This window comes from Kitasatospora arboriphila, assembly GCF_039528095.1.
Taxonomy (GTDB): domain Bacteria; phylum Actinomycetota; class Actinomycetes; order Streptomycetales; family Streptomycetaceae; genus Kitasatospora; species Kitasatospora arboriphila.
This window is the reverse complement of sequence record NZ_BAAALD010000040.1, coordinates 32848-53348: the sequence shown is the minus strand read 5'-3', so window position 1 is coordinate 53348 and position 20501 is coordinate 32848. Positions and strand designations below refer to the sequence as shown.

Annotated in this window: 21 protein-coding genes; 10 read left to right on the top strand and 11 right to left on the bottom strand. The window is 75.2% G+C overall.

Annotation, left to right across the window (positions count from 1 at the left end):
• Nucleotides 1–59: 59 nt before the first annotated feature.
• A complete protein-coding gene (gene helR, locus ABD353_RS21020; protein ID WP_344625196.1) occupies nucleotides 60–2225 on the bottom strand; it encodes an RNA polymerase recycling motor ATPase HelR in 2166 nt (721 codons plus the stop codon).
• Between the two features lie 352 nt (nucleotides 2226–2577).
• Here helR and ABD353_RS21015 point away from each other — a divergent pair, with 352 nt between their 5' ends.
• Nucleotides 2578–3300: an SMI1/KNR4 family protein gene (locus ABD353_RS21015; protein WP_344625195.1), complete on the top strand. Its 723-nt coding sequence runs from the start codon at nucleotides 2578–2580 to the stop codon at nucleotides 3298–3300.
• Between the two features lie 113 nt (nucleotides 3301–3413).
• A complete protein-coding gene (locus ABD353_RS21010) occupies nucleotides 3414–3827 on the top strand; it encodes a hypothetical protein (protein WP_344625194.1) in 414 nt (137 codons plus the stop codon).
• Here the strand turns inward: ABD353_RS21010 and ABD353_RS21005 are convergent.
• A complete protein-coding gene (locus ABD353_RS21005) occupies nucleotides 3806–4291 on the bottom strand; it encodes a hypothetical protein (RefSeq protein WP_344625193.1) in 486 nt (161 codons plus the stop codon). The two genes, ABD353_RS21010 and ABD353_RS21005, sit on opposite strands and share 22 nt — an antisense overlap.
• A 330-nt stretch (nucleotides 4292–4621) precedes the next feature.
• Nucleotides 4622–6055 carry an MDR family MFS transporter gene (locus tag ABD353_RS21000; protein ID WP_425555218.1) on the bottom strand — a complete coding sequence of 478 codons (1434 nt, stop codon included), beginning with the start codon at nucleotides 6053–6055 and terminating at the stop codon, nucleotides 4622–4624.
• 98 nt (nucleotides 6056–6153) lie between these two features.
• Between ABD353_RS21000 and ABD353_RS20995 the strand changes: the two genes are divergently transcribed.
• From ABD353_RS20995 to ABD353_RS20980, 4 genes are all read left to right on the top strand, one after another.
• Complete coding sequence (locus ABD353_RS20995) at nucleotides 6154–6714, top strand: TetR/AcrR family transcriptional regulator (RefSeq protein ID WP_344625191.1); 561 nt, start codon at nucleotides 6154–6156, stop codon at nucleotides 6712–6714.
• A 48-nt stretch (nucleotides 6715–6762) separates the two neighbouring features.
• Nucleotides 6763–7215: a hypothetical protein gene (locus tag ABD353_RS20990; protein ID WP_344625190.1), complete on the top strand. Its 453-nt coding sequence runs from the start codon at nucleotides 6763–6765 to the stop codon at nucleotides 7213–7215.
• A 175-nt stretch (nucleotides 7216–7390) separates the two neighbouring features.
• Entirely contained in the window at nucleotides 7391–8035 is a 645-nt protein-coding gene (locus tag ABD353_RS20985; RefSeq protein WP_344625189.1) for a GAP family protein, read from the top strand.
• A gap of 92 nt (nucleotides 8036–8127) precedes the next feature.
• A complete protein-coding gene (locus ABD353_RS20980; protein ID WP_344625188.1) occupies nucleotides 8128–8985 on the top strand; it encodes a hypothetical protein in 858 nt (285 codons plus the stop codon).
• A gap of 9 nt (nucleotides 8986–8994) precedes the next feature.
• On the opposite strand, the gene ABD353_RS20975 is transcribed toward ABD353_RS20980, so the two are convergent.
• A complete protein-coding gene (locus tag ABD353_RS20975; RefSeq protein ID WP_344625187.1) occupies nucleotides 8995–9714 on the bottom strand; it encodes a TetR/AcrR family transcriptional regulator in 720 nt (239 codons plus the stop codon).
• A gap of 232 nt (nucleotides 9715–9946) precedes the next feature.
• On the opposite strand from ABD353_RS20975, the gene ABD353_RS20970 reads away from it, so the two are divergent.
• The 3 genes from ABD353_RS20970 (at nucleotide 9947) to ABD353_RS20960 (ending at nucleotide 12693) form a co-directional block, all read left to right on the top strand.
• Complete coding sequence (locus ABD353_RS20970; RefSeq protein WP_344625186.1) at nucleotides 9947–10882, top strand: NAD-dependent epimerase/dehydratase family protein; 936 nt, start codon at nucleotides 9947–9949, stop codon at nucleotides 10880–10882.
• Between the two features lie 35 nt (nucleotides 10883–10917).
• Nucleotides 10918–11550: an AAA family ATPase gene (locus ABD353_RS20965; protein WP_344625185.1), complete on the top strand. Its 633-nt coding sequence runs from the start codon at nucleotides 10918–10920 to the stop codon at nucleotides 11548–11550.
• A 183-nt stretch (nucleotides 11551–11733) separates the two neighbouring features.
• Nucleotides 11734–12693 (top strand): D-2-hydroxyacid dehydrogenase family protein, encoded by a 960-nt coding sequence (locus ABD353_RS20960; RefSeq protein WP_344625184.1) that lies wholly within the window; start codon nucleotides 11734–11736, stop codon nucleotides 12691–12693.
• A 40-nt stretch (nucleotides 12694–12733) separates the two neighbouring features.
• Here ABD353_RS20960 and ABD353_RS20955 read toward each other — a convergent pair whose 3' ends face one another.
• From ABD353_RS20955 to ABD353_RS20935, 5 genes are all read right to left on the bottom strand, one after another.
• On the bottom strand, nucleotides 12734–13246 hold the full coding sequence (locus ABD353_RS20955; RefSeq protein WP_344625183.1) for an STAS domain-containing protein: 513 nt from the start codon (nucleotides 13244–13246) through the stop codon (nucleotides 12734–12736).
• A 113-nt stretch (nucleotides 13247–13359) separates the two neighbouring features.
• Nucleotides 13360–13686: a hypothetical protein gene (locus ABD353_RS20950; RefSeq protein WP_344625182.1), complete on the bottom strand. Its 327-nt coding sequence runs from the start codon at nucleotides 13684–13686 to the stop codon at nucleotides 13360–13362.
• Nucleotides 13687–13974: 288 nt separating this feature from the next.
• Complete coding sequence (locus ABD353_RS20945; protein WP_344625181.1) at nucleotides 13975–14673, bottom strand: flavodoxin; 699 nt, start codon at nucleotides 14671–14673, stop codon at nucleotides 13975–13977.
• 94 nt (nucleotides 14674–14767) lie between these two features.
• Nucleotides 14768–15619: an aldo/keto reductase gene (locus ABD353_RS20940; protein WP_344625180.1), complete on the bottom strand. Its 852-nt coding sequence runs from the start codon at nucleotides 15617–15619 to the stop codon at nucleotides 14768–14770.
• 53 nt (nucleotides 15620–15672) lie between these two features.
• Nucleotides 15673–17055, bottom strand: a complete 1383-nt coding sequence (locus tag ABD353_RS20935) for an MFS transporter (protein WP_425555217.1) — start codon at nucleotides 17053–17055, stop codon at nucleotides 15673–15675.
• A gap of 141 nt (nucleotides 17056–17196) precedes the next feature.
• Between ABD353_RS20935 and ABD353_RS20930 the strand changes: the two genes are divergently transcribed.
• A complete protein-coding gene (locus ABD353_RS20930; RefSeq protein WP_344625179.1) occupies nucleotides 17197–18090 on the top strand; it encodes a helix-turn-helix transcriptional regulator in 894 nt (297 codons plus the stop codon).
• A gap of 134 nt (nucleotides 18091–18224) precedes the next feature.
• Here the strand turns inward: ABD353_RS20930 and ku are convergent, their stop codons facing one another.
• Nucleotides 18225–19322, bottom strand: coding sequence for a non-homologous end joining protein Ku (gene ku, locus ABD353_RS20925; protein WP_344625178.1), 1098 nt, complete (start codon nucleotides 19320–19322; stop codon nucleotides 18225–18227).
• 239 nt (nucleotides 19323–19561) lie between these two features.
• Nucleotides 19562–20501, bottom strand: a 940-nt coding sequence (locus ABD353_RS20920; RefSeq protein ID WP_344625177.1) for a hypothetical protein, incomplete at its 5' end; no start/stop codon positions are given.

Sequence of the window (20501 nt, the reverse complement as noted above, 5' to 3'; positions counted from 1 at the left end):
GTCTCCCGACCCGGCCCGGACCCGTCCAGTGGTCCAGACCATGGCCGCACTCCGGTGCGTCAGGGGCCGGTCAGCACGGCCAGCTGCCGGGTCGCCCGGGTCATCGCGACGTAGCGGTCGACCGCGCCTTCGACACCCCCGCCGAACCCCTCCGGGTCGACCAGCACCACCAGGTCGAACTCCAGCCCCTTGGACAGCTCCGGGGTCAGCGAACGGACCCGGCCCGTCCCCCGGAACGAGGGAGCGCCGATCACGCACGCCGTCCCGTCGGGCGAGGAGGCGAGCCAGCCGTCGAGCACCGAGTCCAGGTCCGCCACGGACCCGTGGAGGACCGGGATCCCGCTGCTGCGCACCGAGACCGGCACGTTGGCGTCCGGCAGCACGGCCCGGACGACGGGTTCGGCCTCCGCCATGACCTCCTGCGGCGTGCGGTAGTTGATGCCCAGCGAGGCCAGCTCGATCCGGTCCAGCCCCACCCGCTCCAGACGCTCCCGCCAGGACTCCGGGAAGCCGTGCCGCGCCTGCGCGCGGTCCCCGACGATCGTGAAGCTCCGGGACGGGCAGCGCTGCAGCAGCATCTGCCACTCCGCGTCGGTGAGCTCCTGCGCCTCGTCCACGACGATGTGCGCGAACGGCCCGGCCAGCCGGTCCGGGTCGGTGCCGGGCAGTGCGCTCCCGTCGACCAGGCTGTCCTGGAGGTCCCGGCCGCGCAGCATGGTCACCGCGCCCTCGCCGTCGTCGTCGGCCCGGAGCAGGTCGTCGATGACCCCGGCCATCCGCTCGCGCTCGGCGGCGACCGCGGCCTCCCGGCGGCGCCGGTGCCGGGCCGCCTCCGGGTCGCCGAGCCGCTGCCGTGCGGCGTCCAGCAGCGGCAGGTCGGACACCGTCCACGCCCGGGCGTCCGCACGCTGCAGCAGCCGGACCTCCTCGCGGCTCAACCAGGGGGCGCACAGCCGCAGGTAGGCGGGCACCGACCACAGGTCGCCGACCAGGTCGGCCGCCTCGATCGTCGGCCAGGCCCGGTGGAGGGCCGTGACCAGCTCCCGGTCCTGCAGCAGCGACCTGCGGAACAGGTCGCGCGGCGGCACCTCCTCCTCCCCGTGCTCGTCCCCGTGCCGGTCCAGCAGGATCGTGACCAGTTCCTCCCAGATCTGGTCGCGGGCCTCGTTGTGCGGCGTGCCCGGATCGGGCGCGTCGAAGGCATCGGCCCAGTCCGCGGCGCTCAGCCGGAGGTCGGACCAGTGCGTCGACACCGTCATCCCCTCGGCCGGCGGCTCCTCGTAGATCCGCACCGCCGCCTCGATCGCCTTCACCATCGCCGCCGACGACTTCAGCCGGGCCGCCTCCGGGTCGCCCTCGACGCCCGCGCCGGCGCCCTCGGCGACCAGGTCCCGCAGGGTGCAGGTCTGCACGCCGTCCTCGCCGAGGCTCGGCAGCACGTCGGCGACGTACGCCAGGTACGGCTGGTGCGGGCCGACGAACAACACGCCGCCGCGGCGGTGGCCGAGCCGAGGGTCGGAGTGCAGCAGGTAGGCGGAGCGGTGCAGTGCGACGACGGTCTTGCCGGTGCCCGGGCCGCCGTCGACCACCAGCGCCCCGCGGGAGCCCGCGCGGACGATCGCGTCCTGGTCGGCCTGGATGGTGCCGAGCACGTCCCGCATCCGGGCCGACCGGCTGCTGCCCAGGCCGGCGATGAAGGCCGACTGGTCGTCCAGGGCGGCGTGCCCCTCCAGGCCGTCCGCCGTGAACACCTCGTCCCAGTAGTCGCCGATCCGGCCGCGCGTCCACCGGTACCGGCGGCGGCTCGCCAGGCCCATCGGGTTGCCGTGCGTCGCGGCGAAGAACGGCTCGGCCGCGGGGGTGCGCCAGTCGATCAGCAGCCGGCGGCCGGTGTCGTCGGTCAGGCCGAGCCGCCCGACGTACACCGGATCGGCACCGTCCGCGGCGACGATCCGGCCGAGGCACAGGTCCAGCCCGTAGCGGCGCAGCGCGCGCAGCCGGGCGGTCAGCCGGTGGATCTCCGCGTCCCGGTCCATCGCCGCCCGGCCCGGGCCGCCGGGCGCCCTGCGCATCTCGTCGAGGCGGCCGGACAGTTCGGCGGTCTCCCGGTCCAGGGTCCTCGCGACGGTCGCGAAGTGCCGCTCGTCGGCGGCGATCAGCGCCGGGTCCGCCTTGGCGGCGAGGTGCCCGGGCAGGTCGAACGCACTGGTGGTCGAAGGGTTCATCTCACGCACTCCGATCCGAGGCCGCACCCGCACCGTCCCGCATCCCGTGAACGGGCATACCTGACCACACGTCGTGAATCTCCCAAATCCTCAGCTACCGGCTCAGACGAGCGATTGTGCGGCACCACGGGGGCCTTGCCGCAAGACCCCCGGTGCGCTATACGTTGAGAGTGGCAAGGGACGGGTTCACTCCCTTGCCTTCGTCGTCCGCGCTGCCGGACCCCGCTCGTCCACTGCCCGCTGCGGACGCCGCACGCGCCCCCCGCCCTTGAAGTCCTGCCGTCTTGGCGTCCTTGGCGTCGTTGCCGTCCCGCCGGCCGGGCGGGCAGTGGCAGGGGGTAGCGTCGGCGGCATGCCCGACGCCGTCGACGTGTCCGCGGCCCTGCGCGGTGGAGTGCCCACCCGCGACCGGGCCTTCGCCTTCCTGCGGTGGTTCGCGGAGGCCTGGACGGACCGGCCGCTGCGACCGGAGGACGGCTGCCCCGCGGACGAACTCGCCGCCGCGGAGGCCGAACTGGGCTTCGCACTCCCCGCCGCCCTGCGCGAGGGCTACGCCCTCCTCGGCCGCCGGGACGACCTGACCCGGCACCAGGACCCGCTCGTCCCGCCGGGCGGGCTCCACGTCGACGACGCCCACGGCGGACTGTTGGTCTTCCGCCGCGAGAACCAGGACTGCGCGGCCTGGGCGGTCCCCCTCGACCTCGCCGACCGGGACGACCCGCCCGTGCTGGTGGAGTCCCACCGGGGCTGGATCCCCTTCCTCGACCGGATGTCCCTCGCCTGGGTCGAACTCGTGCTCAGCGAGTCGCTGTTCGCCGCGGGCAGCACCTACGACGCCTGCGAACTGCCGGACACCCTCCTCCCGAGGCTGTACGCGGGGTACACCCGCCTCGACCTGCCCGACCACCCGATGTGGGCCTGCGACGAGGACTCGCCCGTGCGCTGGTACGCCGCCCCCGGCCGCCTGCTGCGCCGCGACGGCGTGCAGGACCACTCCTGGATCCACGCCCGCGGCCGGACGCCCGGCGACCTCGACGCCCTCCGCGCCGACCTCCCCGGCCCCTGGGTCTGCTGACGGCCGCCCGCGCGCCGGCACCCCGGCCCGGTCCGGCCGGGGGCCTGCGAGGGGCGGCCTCGGACCTGCGAGGGGCGCAGCGCCGGGCCCGTGGACCCCGGTAGGGTGCCGCCATGACCGAGCCGGTGCGCTTCCCCGTCCGTCCGGTGCGCGCCGTGCGGTACCGCAAGCACGGCGTCGGCGGCTGCGGCCCGTTCGTCGACGTCACCCTGGACTTCGAGCCCGCCGAGGACGGTGTCGTCTTCGAGGTGGCGCCCGGTGTGCTGGCCGACTGGGACTGGCCGGAGGACCTGCCGGTCTTCTTCGCCGCCTGCGAGCACGGCGTCCGCGACGAACTCTCCGCGGCGGCGCCCGGCACCCGGCCCGCCGTGCGGGTGGTGCTGACCGGCGCCCGCGCCCACGCCGTCGACTCCAGCGAGTACGCCTTCCTGCTCGGTGGCCGGCACGCGACCCGCGAAGCCCTCGCACGAGCCGTGGCCCGGGACACGCCCGCCCCGGACGGCGGTCAGTCCTCGGCGCCGAGGTAGACGGCCAGACCCTCCAGCTGCATCCGCCGTTCGACGAAGAACCGCGAGGCCGCCACCACCGCACCCCCGACGGCGCCCAGTAGCGCCGCCGCCGTGCCCTCGCCGCTGCCGACACTGCCGAGGCTCGCGTACGCGCCGAGCACCGCACCGACCAGGACCGGGCCCCGCTCGTCCGGCTCCGCGCGCTCGACGATCTCCACGAAGGCCACCGCGAGGCGGCTCGCACCGGCCCGGTCCCTGATCCGTGCCGCGCAGCCGGCCGGGTCGGCGCCGTCGAAGGCCAGTCGTCCGAGTTCGCGCACGTCCTCGACCTCGTCCCGGGTGAGCCCGACCGTGGTGAGCCGCAGCAGGTGGTAGCGCAGCCGTCCGAGCGCGGCGTCCTCGAAGACGAAGTCGCGGGCGATGCGGAACGCCCTGCCGGTCTCGGGGGCGGGATCCGGATCCTGGGCACGGCTCGTGGGCACGGTGGTCCCTTCCTGGGGGGCGCCGGCGGTCGCCGGACCGGTTCTCGGCATCCGTCCGGTCATCCGTGCCCGGTTCGGCCGCCGCCCGACCACCTGTCCCGCGGATCTGCCCCGACCGGGCGAGCGGGCGGGCGCCCCCTGCGGCGGGTCGGGGGGGGGGGGGGGGGGGTCGCCCCCCCCCGCCGGGGCGGGCGGGGCGAGCGGCCGGACGCCCGCTGCCGCCGTTCGGGTGGCCGGGGGAGTGCGGCACTCCGCCCGGCGGGCGCTGTCGGCCGGAAGCTGTCGGTCGGGAGAGCCCGGTCGGGAGAGCCCGGTCGACCGTTCGGGCGATCAGGGGCGCCGGCGGTCGGGCAGCAGCATGCAGAGCGGTACGGCGACGGCGGTGAGGCCGGCCGACCACCGGAAGGCGTCGGCGAAGCCGCCGGCCAGGGCGTCCGGGGTGCGGGCTCCGCCGGTGGTGTGCTGAAGGACGACCGCGAGCGCGGCGGTGCCCACCGAGCCGCCGACCTGCTGGGCGATCCGGGTGATGATGCTCGCGTCCGGGATCTCCCGGTGTCCCAGGCCGGTGAAGGCGGCGCCGCTGAGCGGGATCATGACGGCGCCCATGCCGATGCCGCGGAGGAGCAGTGCGGCCATCAGCGGCAGCTCGCCGGAGTCGGCGGTGGCGAGCGCGAACGGCACGGTCGCCGCGGTGGTGAGCACGAACCCGGCGAGGGCGACCGGACGCGGTCCGAGGCGGTCGGTGAGGCCGCCGGCCAGGGTGCGGGCGAGCAGCGCGCCGACGCCCTGCGGGACGAGGAGCAGCCCGGCGCCGAGCGCGTCCTCGCCGCGGACCTGCTGCCAGTACAGCGGCAGCAGCAGCATCGCCCCGTACAGGGCGGCGCCGGCCAGGAAGCCCAGGGCGGAGGACGAGGCCAGCGCCCGGTGGCGCAGGAGCCGCAGGTCGACCAGGGCGCCGGCGCGGGTCAGGGCCCGTGCGGTGAAGCCGCCGATCAGGGCGAGCCCGCCGAGCAGCGGCACCAGCACCCCGGCGCTCGCGAAGCCCGCGCTGCCCGCGACCCGGGACAGACCGTGGACGGTCGCCGCGACCCCCGGGGAGAGCAGCAGCAGGCCGACGGTGTCGAGGCGGGTGCGGGGGCCGTCGGGTGCGGGCCGGTCGTCGGGCAGGTTGCGCCGGGCCAGCCAGGCGCCGACGGCGCAGAAGGGCACGTTGATGAGGAAGAGCCAGCGCCAGTCGGCCACGCTCAGGACGACGCCGCCCAGCACGGGGCCGAGGACGGGGCCGAGTGCGGTGGGCAGGGTGACGGCGGCCATCACCCGGCCGATGTTGCGCCCCTTCGCGGCCTGGACGACCAGGGTGGCCATGAGCGGCATCATGATGCCGCCGCCGATCCCCTGGACGACGCGGAAGGCGATGAGGGCGGGCGCGTTCCACGCCAGGGCGCTCAGCACCGAGCCGAGCAGGAACACGCCCAGGGCGGCGATCCACAGGCGCCTGCCGCCGAGCCGGGCCTGCGCCCAGCCGGCGAGCGGGACGGTGGCGAAGACGGCCAGCAGGTAGCCGGTGCTCACCCACTGGATCGTGGCGAGCGGGGCGCCGAGTTCCCGGGCCAGGTCGCCGAGGGCGACGGTGACGACGGTGGTGTCGAAGACGACGGCGAGGGCGCCGACCACGACGGTGAAGGCCGTGCGCCACACGGCGGGGTCGATGCGGTCGGGGTCGGGCGCCGCTGTTCCGGCACCGGCCCCGGTGATCTCGGGGATGCTCACGGGCGACCGCCTTAAGATATAGAGTCCTATCTTGCGACGCCCAGCGTAGGGCGGCGGAATAAGATAGGCAAGTCTTTCTAATGGAGGTGCGGATGCCCGAGCGGCGCCGCGGGGCGGCACTGGAGAAGGCACTCCTCGACGCGGCCTGGGAGGAACTCACGGCCAACGGCTACGCCCGGTTCACCATGGACGCCGTCGGCCGCCGCGCCGGCACCAGCCCCCCGGTGCTCTACCGCCGCTGGGCCGACCGCGACGAGCTCGTCCGCGCGGCGATCGCCCACGTCCTGGAGGAGTCCCGGATCGACGCGCCCGACACCGGGAGCCTGCGCGAGGACGTCCTCACCCTGATGCGGACGATCAACGCCACCCGGGTCCAGCTCGTCACCGTCATGAGCGTGCACCTGGCCGGCTACTACCAGGAGACGGGCACCGGCCCCGGCGACCTCCTCGCCGGCGGGCACGAGCCCAGCGGCGACGTGCTCTTCGAGCGGGCCGCCGCCCGCGGCGAGATCGACCCGGACCGCCTCAGCGACCGCATCAAGGCCCTCCCCTTCGACCTGCTGCGCCACGAGATCCTCACGACCTACGCCCCCGTGCCCGACCACGTCCTGGAGGAGATCGTCGACACGATCTTCCTGCCGCTGCTGCGCTGACCGGCGGGTCCGGTGGGCCGGCGCAGGGTCCGTCGATAGAATCGGATCATGGCGACGACGATCCGGGTGGCCGTCGAGACCTCGGTGGCCGCCGACCGTGTGCTGGAGGCGGCGCACGACTTCTCACCGCGCAGACCGGCGGTCTTCCCCGCGGTGTCACCGAAGCACTTCCGGGTGCACCGCGTCGGCGAGTCGTCGGCGGACGTCACGGAGGGCAGCCGGGCCGGCGTGGTCGTCTGGGAGCGCTGCGCCTACGACTGGTCGCGGCCGGGTTCGGTGGAGGCCCGCGTGGTGGACTCCAACGTCTACGCCCCCGGCAGCACCTGGGAGCTCACCGCCACGCCGACCGCGAGCGGGAGCCACGTCGAGATGATCTGGGTCCGGGAGTTCCTCGGCACACCCGGTGCCCGGCTGCTCTCCCTGGCGTACCGGACGGTCGGGCCGCGGATGTTCCGGCACGACGCCCGCCGGGTGCTGCGGGCCCTCGAGAACGGGGTGTAGGCGGTGTCCGGCCGCCCGGCGGCGTTCCGGGCGGTGTCGGCGTGGTCCGCTTGACCGGTGCGGCGGCGGGCCGGAGAGTCGGGGTGCGGCGCCGCGGGTGCCGCCCGCCCGCGCCCGACCGGCCCGCCCGTCCGGAGACGGCAGGCGGCCCCGACCTTCGGGAGCGGCTGAGGCGATGGTGGTCGACCTGGTCGTGATCGGCACGGCCATCACCCTCGGGCCCCTGCACAACAGCGCCTTCATCCTGCTGCTCTCCTCGCAGCGCGGCGCCCGCAAGGGCCTGGCCTTCGTGCTGTCCTGGCTCGCCAACCTGGTCGCGGTGGTGGTGTGCGTGCTGCTGCTGACCGGCGGAACCCCGCCCGCCCGCCACAGCACCCCGTCGACCGCGGCCGACGCCGCCGAGCTGGCCATGGCCCCGGGCCGGGCGGGCTACGCCGTGTCCCCCCCCCGGCGCCCGCCCGGGCCGCACGGCCCGCCGCGCTGGACGGCCCGGGTCGACAAAGCCTCGCTCGGCACCGCGGCCGGACTCGCCTGGCTGCTGCAGCCCTGGGCGCTGGTCGGGGCCGGCGCGGCCGTCGTCGTCGACGCCGACCTCTCCTCCCTCACCGACTGGATCGCCCTGATCGTCTACTGCCTGCTGGCCACGCTCAGCCTGGCCGTCATGGAGGTGTTCGCCCTCCGGTCGCCGGCCGCCGCGAACGCCCGGCTGAACGCCCTGCGGACCTGGCTGACGCGGCACCAGGAGCGGCTGATCGTCACACTGTCGCTGGTGGTGGGCCTGTACCTGACCGCCAGGGGCATCTACCAGCTCATCGCCTGACGGTCCGTCGACCGTTTCGGTCATTTCGCCCCGGCGGGCGGGTGCCCCCGCTATCGTCGGCCGGAATGCAGCGGCGGCACCGGGGGGTGGCGATGTCAGGGCACTACGGTCCCGGGGTCGGACGGGCGGGCGGGGGCGGCTGCGGGTGCGCCGTCCTCCTGCTGTTCCCCGGCTGGTTCGTCGCCGGGTACCTGCTCGCCCTGCCCGCGGTGCTGCCCTGGGTGATGGCCGCCTCCAGCACGCCGCAACCGCCGCTGCAGGCCTCCCAGCGGGCCGTGCTGTGGGCGATCTCCGTCTTCACCGCGCTGCTGCTGGGCTGGATGGCCGGCGGCCGGGGCAGGCCGCGGCCGGTCGCCCTGCTCGTCCGTGCGGCCCTGATCGGTGCCGCGGCGGCCGGTGCCGCGCTCGCCGCTCCGGCGGTCGTCCGGGCCGGGCTGGCGGGCCGGTCGCTCGGTGACCCGGCGACCCAGGCGGCCGGCGAGCACGTGCTCGCGGCCACCCTCGGCACGGCGGCCTCCGCCGTCGCCACCGCGGTCTGCTACTACGTCGTCCGCTGGTGGGGGCGGCGCAGCGCGGCACCGGCCGCACCCGCGCGGCCGGTGCACATCCCCGTCCGTCCGCGCACCACCGTCCGCCGGCCCGCCCCCGGCGAGGTCTGGCTGGCCGAGATCCCGCTGCGCGAGGACCGCAGCCAGGCGCTGCGGCACTACTGCGTCGTCCTGGAGAGCCACGCCTCGCACGCCAGCGTCCTGCAGATCACCAGCCAGTCGAAGGACCACCGCGACGACTTCGTCAAGATGCCCAACGACGGCTGGGACCTGGTCTCCGGCAAGGACCACTGGCTGGAGCTGCGGCGCCGCGACGTGCCGTACCGGCAGTTCCTCAAGAACACCCCGCAGGGGCTCTGCCCGTCGGACACCTGGCAGGAGATCGTCCGGGCCGGGGCCTGAAGGCCGGCCTCAGCCGGCCGCGGGCACGATCCCGAGCAGGGCGCCGATCCGGCGGATCTCGTGGTCGAAGTAGGCCCGCGGGTCGGCGACGATCGCCGAGCGGTGGCCGAACACCTCGAAGGAGACCGCGCCGCACAGGTACGTCCAGGCCGAGACGCCCGCGACCACGAGGTCGGCGGGCACCTCGGCGGGCAGCCGGTCGAGCAGCGGCTGCAGTGCCCGCCGCGCCTCCTCGGGCGCCGCGGGTGCCGGTCCCGGGCGGTAGCCGCCCACCGCCGCGGCCTGCGCGAACAGGGCACCGATCAGGAACGGCAGCCGGGTGCCGGGAGCGGTGGTGTCCTCCGGGGCGGAGTAGCCGGGGACGGGGGAGCCGTAGATCAGCGCGTACTCGTGCGGGTGGGCCACCGCCCAGTCGCGGACGGCGTGGCACAGGGCCGTCCAGCGCTCGGCCGGCTCCCGGTCCGCCGCTGCGGTGACGGCCGCGTCCGCCGCGTCGCCCAGGGCGTCGTAGCTGTCGGTGATGAGCGCGGTGAGCAGCGCGTCCCGCCCCGGGAAGTACCGGTAGAGCGCGGAGGCGGAGACCAGACCGATGTCCCGGGCCACCCCGCGCAGCGAGAGACCGTCCGGGCCGTGCTCGGCGAGCTGGCGGCGGGCCGCCTCCTTGATGTCCCGGGTGAACTCGATGCGGGCGCGCTCGCGGGCGGTGAGCGGCTTGGGGGCGGCGGGCATGGCCACCATCCTGGCAGCCGCCGAGAACGGTGGCAACGATCGAGCACGGCCCGTGCCGACGAGAACGGCGTGCATGAGCGAGAACGGTGTTCTTGACAGCGGCGGCCGCGTCCGCCAGGCTCGTGGTCGAGCGAGAACGGTGTTCTCGCGCACCGCGCCCCACCGCACCCCACCGCCCCACTGCGCACCGCACCGTCACCGTCCGCCCGACCCGTCCCTGGGGGAGTCCATCGTGAGCAAGCACCTGATCGTCGGCGCCGGCCCCGTCGGCACCGCAGCCGCCCGGCTGCTCGCCGACCGCGGCGAGGAGGTCACCGTGGTGACCCGCTCCGGCCGCACGGCCGCACCGCTGCCCGGCGTGCGCCACCTGCGCCTCGACGCCACCGACGCCGAGGCCCTGGGCGCGGCCGCCGCCGGTGCCGCCGTCCTCTACAACTGCGCCAACCCCGCCTACCACCGGTGGGCGACCGACTGGCCGCCGCTCGCCGCCGCACTGCTCGGCGCCGCCGAGAGCTCCGGAGCCGTCCTCGCCACGGTCGGCAACCTGTACGGCTACGGCGCCGTCGACGGGCCGATGACCGAGGACACCCCGCTGGCCCCCAACACCGTCAAGGGCGAGGTCCGGGCCAAGATGTGGCAGGACGCCGAGGCCCTGCACCGGGCCGGGCGGATCCGCGCCACCGAGGTCCGCGGCTCCGACTACGTCGGCCCCGGCGCGGAGAGCGTGCTCGGCGAGCGCGTGGTGCCCCGGGTGCTCGCCGGCCGCGGCGTCCAGGTGCTCGGCGACCCCGACACCGCGCACAGCTGGACGTATACCCTCGACGCCGCCCGGCTGCTGGTCGCCGTCGGCAGCGACGAACGCGCCTGGGGCCGGCCCTGGCACATCCCCAGCAACCCGCCGCGCACCCAGCGCGAGGCCGTCGCCGACCTCGCCCGCGCCGCCGGCCTGCCGCCGGTGCCGGTGAACCGGATCCCCGGCCCGGTGCTCGCCCTGCTCGGCCTGGTGAACCCCACCGTCCGGGCCGTCCGCGAGACCGCCTACCAGCTGGAACGGCCCTTCGTGATGGACTCCACCGCCGCCGAGCGGACCTTCGGCCTGGCGCCCACCCCCTGGCAGGAGGTGCTGACCGCGGTCGTCGAGGCCCACCGCGGTCCGCAGCCCGCGTGACCGGCCTCCCGGCGCCGGCGGAGTAGGGTCGGGCCGTGCTCCTGTGGATCAACGGCCCCTTCGGCGGCGGCAAGACGCAGACCGCGTACGAGCTCCGCCGCCGGCTGCCCGGCAGCGTCGTCTGCGACCCCGAACACCTCGGCTTCGGCCTGCACCGGATGCTGCCGCCCGCCCTGCGCGGCGACTTCCAGGACCTGGAGACGTGGCGCCGGGGTGTCTTCGAGGTCCTCGACCTGGTGCTCGACCGGCACCCCGGGCCCGTCCTCGTCCCGATGACCGTCGTCGACCCGCAGTACTTCCGGGAGACCGTCGGCCGGCTGCGCGACCGCGGCCACGACGTCCGGCACTTCGCCCTGCTCGCGGAGCGGGACACGGTGCTCCGCAGGCTGCGCGGCCGCGGCCTCGGCCACGCCCTGCGGGCCGCCGCGGGCAAGGACGCGCCTCTGCGCCGCGAGAGCTTCGCGGTGTCCAGGCTCGACCTGTGCCTGGAACGCCTGCGGGGCGAGGAGTTCGCCGAGCACCTGTGGACCGACCGGCTGACCGTCGCCCAGGTCGCGGACCGGATCGCCGCGTCGGCCGGGATCGCGCTCGCCCCCGACACCGGCGGCCCGCTGCGCGGCGCCCTCAGGCGGACCTGGACGAGCGTCCGGCACATCCGTTTCGACTGACGGTGCCTCGACTGACGGTGCCTCGACTGACGGTGCCTCGACTGACGGTGCCTCGGCTGACGGTACCTCTGCTGACGTCGCGTCGGCCGACAGCGGCGGCGGGATAGCCTGCACGTGATCACCGGTGGCCATCGGTGACCGGCAGGGCCCGCCGCGGCCTTCCGAACCCGAGAGGACTGCAGGATGCAGCTGCGCTGTGCCGTGCTCGACGACTTCCAGGGCGTCGCGACGACCGTCGCGGACTGGTCGCGGCTGGACGGCCGGGTCGAGGTCGTGAGCTTCCGCGAGCACTTCACCGACGAGGACGCGCTCGCCGCCGCGATCGCCGACTTCGACATCGTGGTGACCCTGCGCGAGCGGGTGGCCTTCCCCGGCACGCTGCTGCGCCGGCTGTCCGGGCTGCGGCTGCTGATCGCCTCCGGCATGCGGAACTCCGTCATCGACCGGGCGGCCGCCGCCGAACTCGGCATCACCGTCTGCGGCACGCAGAGCCTCTCCACCCCGCCGGTCGAACTCACCTGGGCACTGATCCTCGGACTCGCCCGCGGCCTGGTCGCCGAGTCGACCGCCCTGCGGCAGGGCGGCCCGTGGCAGAGCACCGTCGGCGCCGACCTGCACGGCCGCCGGCTCGGCCTGCTCGGCCTCGGCAAGATCGGCAGCCGGGTGGCGCAGGTCGGCCTGGCCTTCGGCATGGACGTCGTCGCCTGGAGCCCGAACCTCACCGCGGAACGGGCCGGCGAGGTCGGCGTCGCCCTCGCCCCGTCCAAGGAGGACCTGCTCGCGAGCAGTGACGTGGTCTCCGTCCACCTGGCCCTCGGCGAGCGGAGCCGCGGGCTGCTGGGCGCACCCGAACTCGCGCTGATGAAGCCCACCGCCTACCTGGTGAACACCTCCCGGGCCGCGATCGTCGACCAGGAGGCCCTGCTCGCCGCCCTGCACGACGGCCGGATCGCGGGTGCGGGCGTCGACGTCTTCGACATCGAGCCGCTGCCGGCGGACCACCCGATGCGCACCGCGCCCCGGCTGCTCGCCACCCCGCACCTCGGCTACGTCTCGCGCGGCAACTACGAGACGTACTACGGCCAGGCGGTGGAGGACATCGAGGCGTTCCTGGCCGGTTCGCCCGTCCGCCTGCTCGGCTGATGACCGCCACCGGCGCCGCCCACCGGACCCCGGCCCGTCGTCACGGGCTCGGGCGCTGCTGCGGAAGCTCCGCGTCCGTGCCCGTGGTCGTGTCCGTGCCCGCGGTCGTGTCTGCGGTGGTTGCGGCGTCCGCGCCGCCGGCGGGGTCGGCGGCCGCCTCGACGGCCTCCTCCGGGGCTGCCGCCATCGCCTCCTCCACCGAGTCGTAGACGGCGAGGACGGCCCGGCGGCCGGTCTCGTCCAGGACGCGGCTGACGGCGGGGCTGGCCGCCGACAGGCGGAGCCGGACACCGGCGGCCCGGGCGTCCTCGCCGAACCGCAGCAGGTAGTCCATGGCGGCGGAGTCGCACACCAGGACGCGGGCGAGGTCGAGCACCAGCAGCCGCCGACCGGTCCGGAGGGCCAGGTCGAGGCCCTGTCCGGCCTGGAGCAGGCTGGCTTCGGTGAGGGTGCCGGTCACCCGGCACAGCGCGCCGTCGTCGCCGACGGCGTCGCACACCATCTCCAGAGCGGCCGGATCCCTGAGCGGCCCGCCGCGCAGGTCGTCGGTCATGCGTTCCGCACCTCCCTGCGGCTGCCGGACGGACGCGGGCGCCGTCGCGCCTACCCGCCCCCGCCCGGTTCGGACAGTGAGCAGGGAAAACTACGCGATCGACCCGCTTCCCGTCACATCCAGGCGGTCCGGCGCCGCATCGGCGGCCGGTCCAGCACCTCGACGTGGACGATCCGGTCGTCGACCACGTCGAGGACGAGCAGGCCCGCGTCGGCGAGCAGCGGCACGGTGCGGTGGCCCGACCCGTACGGCTGGCCCGGCGGGTGTTCGGAGGTGCGGATGCTCTGGCAGGACGCCTCGCCGCAGCCGCACTCCGCCACCAGCCGCAGCGCCGGGATGCCCGCGGCCAGCCGGTGCTCGCCCTCCTCCAGCAGGAGGGCGGTCAGTTCGTCGGCGAGGTCCGGGAGGACGTCGCGGACCAGCGGGCGGGTCCGATCCATGGCGGGAGAGTAGTGGGCGCGGCCGCCCATTGCCAGATGGGAACATGTGTTCGATGATGAAGGGGTGGTCGCCGATGTCCCGTTCTCGCGTGCGGCCCGGCCGCCGACCGTGCCGGGGGGCGTGGTGTTCGCCCCGCAGGCACTGATGAACGGACCGGTCCGTGCCGGGACGTCGCACCGCGCTGGCGCTGGGGGCAGATCCGGCTCGGCGGCGGCTGGCGGCCCGCCGAGCTCACCACCTGGCGCCGGCACCGCGGCAGCACCGCCTGGGTCGCCCGTCGGGGGTGCTCAGACCGGCACGAGGCCGTTGCGGCGGAGCCAGGCGTCGAGTCGGGCGTCGGCTGCTGCGGTTTTCTCGCCACGGGCGGCCAGGCCCTCGGCAATGGTCGCGCCCGGGCAGGAGACGGTGTAGTCGCATGCGGTGGTGCCCAGACCGCTCATGGCATAGGTGGTGAGGGGATGGGCGGTCTTGCCGCGAAGGTCGAGGGCTTCGGTGAACGTTGTCATGATCATGGGGGCGTGGACGTCCCGGATGGGGCTGGCCAGCAGTACCGTCGTGTAGCGGGTGAGGTCGGGCAGTGGGCCGGCGAGGGCGGGGCGGGCGTTGCTGTCCTGCTCGCGGACGTTGCGGCGCACGGTCTCGTCGTAGCTGTCGGGGTAGGGGTCGGCGGCTTCGACGCGGTGGACGTCGCAGCCGGTGCGCTCCGCGATCCTGCGGGCGAGGAGTTCGGTGTTCCCGACGGCCAGAGTGGTGCGCCCGCCGTTGAAGTAGTTCTCGCCGGGCCGGGAGAAGTAGGTGAGCAGCACGGTGACCGCCTTCGCAGGGCCGGTCCCGGTGCGCGGTGTCGGGCTGGTTGCCGGGGCGGTGCGGGCGGCCGAGCAGGCGGTCGGATGGGTGCCGGTGATGACGGCGGCTCCTGTCGGCAGGGCCGCACGCAGGAGGGTACGCCGGCCTGGCGGGGCGGTCGGGGGCTGGGACGCGGTCACGGTGGGCTGCTCCAGGGCGGTTCGGGTCCGGGTCCGGGCGGGCGCCCCGGCACGGGGTGGTGCCGGGGCGCCCGGGGCCGGGTGGTGGCGGGGGTCAGCTGCCCAGGCGGCGCTTGCTGAGCCAGGCGACCATCTCGGGGTCGTGGTGGTCGAAGAACAGGGTCTTGCCGGTGTCGAGGGCGGCGATCTGCTTCATCTGCCCGTCGGTGAGGGCGAAGTCGAAGACGTCGATGTTCTGTGCCATCCGGCCGGGGTTGACGGACTTGGGGATCGTGACGATGTCGCGCTGGATCAGCCAGCGCAGCACGACCTGGGCAACCGATCTGCCGTGCGCCTCGCCGATCTCGCTGAGGACGGGGTGGGTGAACAGGTCGTTCTTGCCTTCGGCGAAGCCGCCCCACGCCTGGTGCTGCACACCGTGACCGCGCATCAGGGCGTGGTCGGGGCCGCGCTGGAAGAAGGGGTGGGTCTCGATCTGGTTGACGGCCGGGGTGATCTCGTTGTTGAGGATCAGGTCCAGCAGCCGGTCGGGGTAGAAGTTGGCGACGCCGATCGCCCGCGTCAGACCCTCGCGGTTCGCGGCCTCCATGGCGCGCCACTGGCCGTAGACGTCGCCGTAGGGCTGGTGCATCAAGTACAGGTCGACGTGGTCCAGGCCGAGCTTGGCCAGGGAGGTCTCGAGGGCGCGGCGGGTGTTGTCCTGGGCGGGGGCGTCCTGGACCCACAGTTTGGTGGTGACGAACAGGTCCTCGCGGGGGATGCCGCTGTTCTTGATGGCGTGGCCGACGGCTTCCTCGTTGCCGTAGGCGGCGGCGGTGTCCAGCAGGCGGTAGCCGGCCTCAAGAGCCTGAGTGACGGCGCGCTCGGTCTGGTCGGCGGGAATCCGGTAGACGCCGAAGCCGAGGATCGGCATCGTGACGCCGTTTTTCAGGGTGACGTGCTGCACGGTGTTCTTCCTTGCTGCTCGGGTGCGCGGCGGGAGTTGCCGGCCGTGTGGGGTCAGGGGGTGAGGAGGGCTTTCAGGACGCGGCGGTCGGCCATGGCCCGGTAGGCGTCGGGGGCCTGCTCCATCGGGAGGGTGCGGTCGAAGACACGGCCGGGCCGGATCGTGCCGTCCAGGACGTCGGGCAGAACGGCGTCGATGTAGTGGCGGGCGGGGTCGACGCCGCCGGTCAGCGTGATGTTCCGCATGATCATTTCCATGCCGATCGGGCCGTCGGTGTAGGAGGGGACGCCGACCCGGCTGATCACGCCGCCGTCGCGCACCGCGCTGAAGGAGGTGGTGAGGGTCTGCATCGAGCCGACGCACTCCAGGACGGCGTCGGCGCCGCGCCCGGCGGTCAGCTTCCGGACCTGTTCCGCGCCTTCGTCGCCGGTGGCGAGGACGACGTCGGTGGCGCCGAACTCCACGCCGAGGTCGGTGCGGTCGGTGTGGCGGCCCATCAGGATCACCTGCTCGGCGCCCAGGCGCTTGGCGGCCAGGACCGCGCACAGGCCGACCGCGCCGTCCCCGACCACGGCGACGCTGCTGCCGGGGCGTACCCGGGCGGTGACGGCGGCGTGGTGGCCGGTGCAGAACACGTCGGTCAGCGTCAGCAGGGAGGGCGGCAGCGCCTCGTCGACGGCGGCGGGGATCTTCACCAGGGTGCCGTCGGCCTGCGGGACGCGCACGGCCTCGCCCTGGCCGCCGTCGATCAGCGCGTAGGTGAGCGCGCCCAGCGCCGCCACCGCACTGGCCTGACCGGTCACGTCGAACGGCACCGCCCGCCGCGGGGAGGAGGGGACGCGGCTCAGCAGCACCAGCGCCACCAGGCCGACGGGCAGGTTGATGAAGAAGATCCACCGCCAGTCCCACCCGGCCAGCGCCCCGCCCACCAGCGGGCCCGCGGCCGAGCCCACCGACCCGCCCACCGCCCAGAGCGCCAGCGCCCGGGTCCGCCGGTCGACGTCGGGGAACGCCGCGCGGATCAGCGCCAGCGTCGCCGGCATCATGACCGCCGCCCCCGTGCCCTGCACCAGTCGTGCACCCACCAGCACCCCCAGCGTCGGCGCGAGGGCGCAGGCCGCCGACGCCGCCAGGAACAGCACCAGCCCCAGGCCGAACGCCCGCTTCGCGCCGATCCGGTCCGAGACCGACCCGGACGACAGCAGCAGCGCCGCCAGCATCAGGGTGTAGCCGTCCACCACCCACTGCAGCCCGCCGATCCCGCCGCCCAGGTCGTTGCCGATCGCGGGCAGCGCGACGCTGACGATCAGCGCGTCCAGCGTGATCACGAAGAACCCCAGCAGCGCCGCCCCCAGCGCGAACCCGGCACCCTCCACCGGCACCGCGGCGGTGCCGGACGGGACGGGGCGGTCCGTGGCGGGAAGTGCGGCGGGCATCGGGGGGCCTCCAGGAGCGGGACGGTCGGTCATGCCCTCCAGAAAACCGCGCCCCGCACCCCGGCGGGGCACTCAAGCAGACCCTGACAAGGACCCCCACGCCCGTGCCCCCGCGAACGGTCCGGCCGTAGTGTCGAAGGCATGGACCGACGCACCGAGATCCGCGACTTCCTCACCACCCGCCGGGCCCGCGTCACCCCCGAGCAGGCCGGCCTCACCCTCTCCCCGCTCTCCGGCACCCGCCGCGTCCCCGGCCTGCGCCGCGAGGAGGTCGCCCAACTCGCCGGCGTCAGCGTCCCCTACTACACCCGACTCGAACGAGGCGACGCCCGCGGCGCCACCGACGCCGTCCTCGACACCGTCGCCCGCGTCCTGCTGCTGGACGACGCGGAGCGCGCCCACCTCTTCGACCTCGTCCGCGCCGCCAACGCCAACGCCACCGGCCCGGCAGGACCGGGCCGCCCCGCCCGCCAACCCGTCCGCCCCGGCCTGCGCAACCTCGTCGAGACGATCAGCGGCGTCCCCGCCTACATCCGCAACGCCCGCCTCGACCTCCTGGCTGGCAACACCCTCGCCCGCGCCCTCTTCGCGCCGGTCTTCGACAGCCCCGCCCGCCCCGCGAACGCCGCTCGCTTCACCTTCCTCGACCCCGCCGCCCCCGCGTTCTACCCCGACTGGGAGAGCGTCGCCGACCAGAACGTCGCCACCCTGCGCGCCGAAGTCGGACGCAACCCCTACGACAAGGCGCTCTCCGACCTGATCGGCGAACTCTCCACCCGCGGCGGCGACGCCTTCCGCCAGCGCTGGGCCCGCCACGACGTCCGCCACCACCGCGCCGGAGCCAAGCGCATCCACCACCCCCTCGCCGGCGACCTCACCTTCACCTATGAGACCGCCCAACTCGCCGCCGACGACGGCCTCTACCTCATCCTCTGCGCCGTTCCGCCCGGCAGCCGCGACGCCGAAACCCTCGACCTCCTCGCCAGCTGGAACAGCCCCCGACCCGCAAACGGGCCATCAACACGCAGAACTTGACAGGGAAGTTTTACGACCCGTCCGCACTGCAGCCGGCGCCGGAGCCCGCCGCACCCTGGCCCGGCGGCGCGCCCCGGCCGTCCGGCCGGCTCTGAAGGCCCCGGCGGTGCCCCGGCCGTGAAGGCCCCGGCCGGTCAGGACACCGCGCGAAGCCCGTGGCCGGCCTTCTCCACCGCGGCCTGCAGCTCGTCGCGGTTCATCGCCGAGCGGTGCGGGATGCCGAGCTCCGTGGCCCGCTTGTAGAGCTCGGGCTTGGTCAGCTTCGACAGGTCCTCCGCCGCCTTCGACGAACCGACCCGCTTCTTCTCCGGCGCCGCACCGCCGCGGTCCGCCGCCGCCGAGGTGCTCTTCTTGCCGCCCGCGGCCTTCGGCGTCCGCCCGGCCTTCGCCTGCGGGGCGGACCCGGTCGCCTCCGCGGCCCCGCCCGAGCCGCGCTTCGCGGACCCGCCGCGGGCGTCGTCCAGGCTCCGCCGCAGGACGTCCATCAGGTCCACGACGTTGGTGGCCTCGGCCGGCGGGCCCTCGGAGAGCACCGTCTCCCGGCCGGCCTGCTTGTCCTCGATGAGGTGGCGGACCTGCTCCTCGAAGGTGTCCCGGTACTCCTCCGGGTCCCAGTCGACGGCCAGCGTGTCGATCAGCTGCTCCGCCGTCCGCAGCTCGGCGCCGCTGAACTCCTCCCGGCCGTCCGGCAGGTCGTCGATCTCCCGGCGCGGGTCCCGCACCTCGTCGGCGAAGTGCATGGTGTGGAGTTCCAGCAGGCCGTTCTCCGAGCGGACGGCCGTCAGGTACTCCTTGCCGCGCATGGAGAACATCGCCAGCCCGGCCCGGTTCGACCGCTCCAGGGCCTTGGTCAGCAGGGCGTAGACCTTGCCGTACTCCTTGCCCTTCGGGCCCAGGTAGTACGTCTTGTCGAAGTAGATCGGCTCGATCTCGCCGAGGTCGACGAAGCCGGAGACGTCGATCGTCCGCGACCGGCCGGGCGAGATCTGCTCCAGTTCCTCCGGCTCCACGACGACGTACTCGCCGTCGCCGACCTCGTAGCCCTTCACGATGTCGCCGAAGGCGACCTCCTCGCCGGTGCGCTCGTTGACCCGGCGGTTGCGCACCCGGTCCGAGGTGCCGCGTTCGAGCTGGTGGAAGCGGACGGTGTGGTTGTCCGTCGCCGTGTACAGCGCCACCGGCACGGTCACGAGGCCGAACGTCAGGACACCCGTCCACACTGGCCTGGCCATCGCCGCTCCTCTCAGCGAGCGCCGCGCACCCCTCCCGGACGGGTTCGCCGGCCGCGTCCTGCGGCGGTCTCGGACGGTCGCCCGCCCGGCGGCGCACGGGTTCACACCGGCTTCCAGGGTACGGACGGAAGGCCCCCGCGGCTCGGCGGCAACGGCCCCGACCAGTGTCTTTCGCGGCCGGGGAAGGGATCCGGCCCGTCGGTCGGCCGTCGGTCGGCGGTCGGTCGGTCGGCCGCTGCTCAGTCGTCGGCCGGCTCCGCCAGCCGGGTGCGGGCCCGTTCGGCCCGGGTGCGGGCGTCGGCGCGGCGGTCGGCGGCGTCGGAGGCCTCCCGCCGGACCTCGGCCAGGGCACGGCCGGCCTGCTGCGAGTGGGCCTCCGCTGCGGACAGCTCCGCCTCGGCGGTGCGCAGTGCCGCGCGGGCCTGCTCGGTACGGTCGGCGGCCTTCCGTTCGGCGGCGGCGGGGCGGTCGGCCGCCCGGGCCAGCCGGGCCTGCTCGCGTCCGGCGGCCCGTTCCTCCCGCTCGGCCGCCGCGAGGGCGCGTTCCGCCTCCGCGCGTCGCCGGGCCTCCTGCTCCGCCGCACGGTCGGGTTCCGGGGCCTTCCGGCCGCCATGGCCGGGGCCGGTGGTCTTCGGCCGTTCAGCTTTCGGCCGTTCAGCCTTCGGCCGGGCGGCTTTCGGCCGGGGTTCCGTGGCGGGCTCCGCGGCCGGCTCCGCCGTCGGCTCACCCCACCCGGCGGGCAGCTCGCCGGTCGGCAGGGTGCCGCCCTCCTCCAGCGGGCCGGTCAGCCGGCCCGCGGCGAAGGCGTCGGCGGCGGCCTCGCCCGCCAGCGCGGTCCGCAGCGACTGCTCGACCTCCCGCAAGGGCACTTCGCCGAGCGGTTCACCGGCCTCGGCGGCGCCGTCCCTGACCTGCGCGGTGAGCGCCGCGACCAGCCGGCGGCGCTCGGCCGACAGCTCGCGCAGGGCGGGCCCGGCGAGTTCGGCCTGCGCGCGGCGCAGCGAGCCGCCCAGGTCGAGCAGGGCGCGGGTCTCCTCGGGGCGGGTGTGCACCAGCAGGTTGACCGCCCAGGCGCTGCGGGTGGGCCGGCGCAGGGCGGCGATCCGGGTGGCGAGCGCCCGGTCGCCGGCCCGCCTGGCCTCGGCGGCGGGCCCCCCCCCGGCCCCCGCGGGGGCCGGC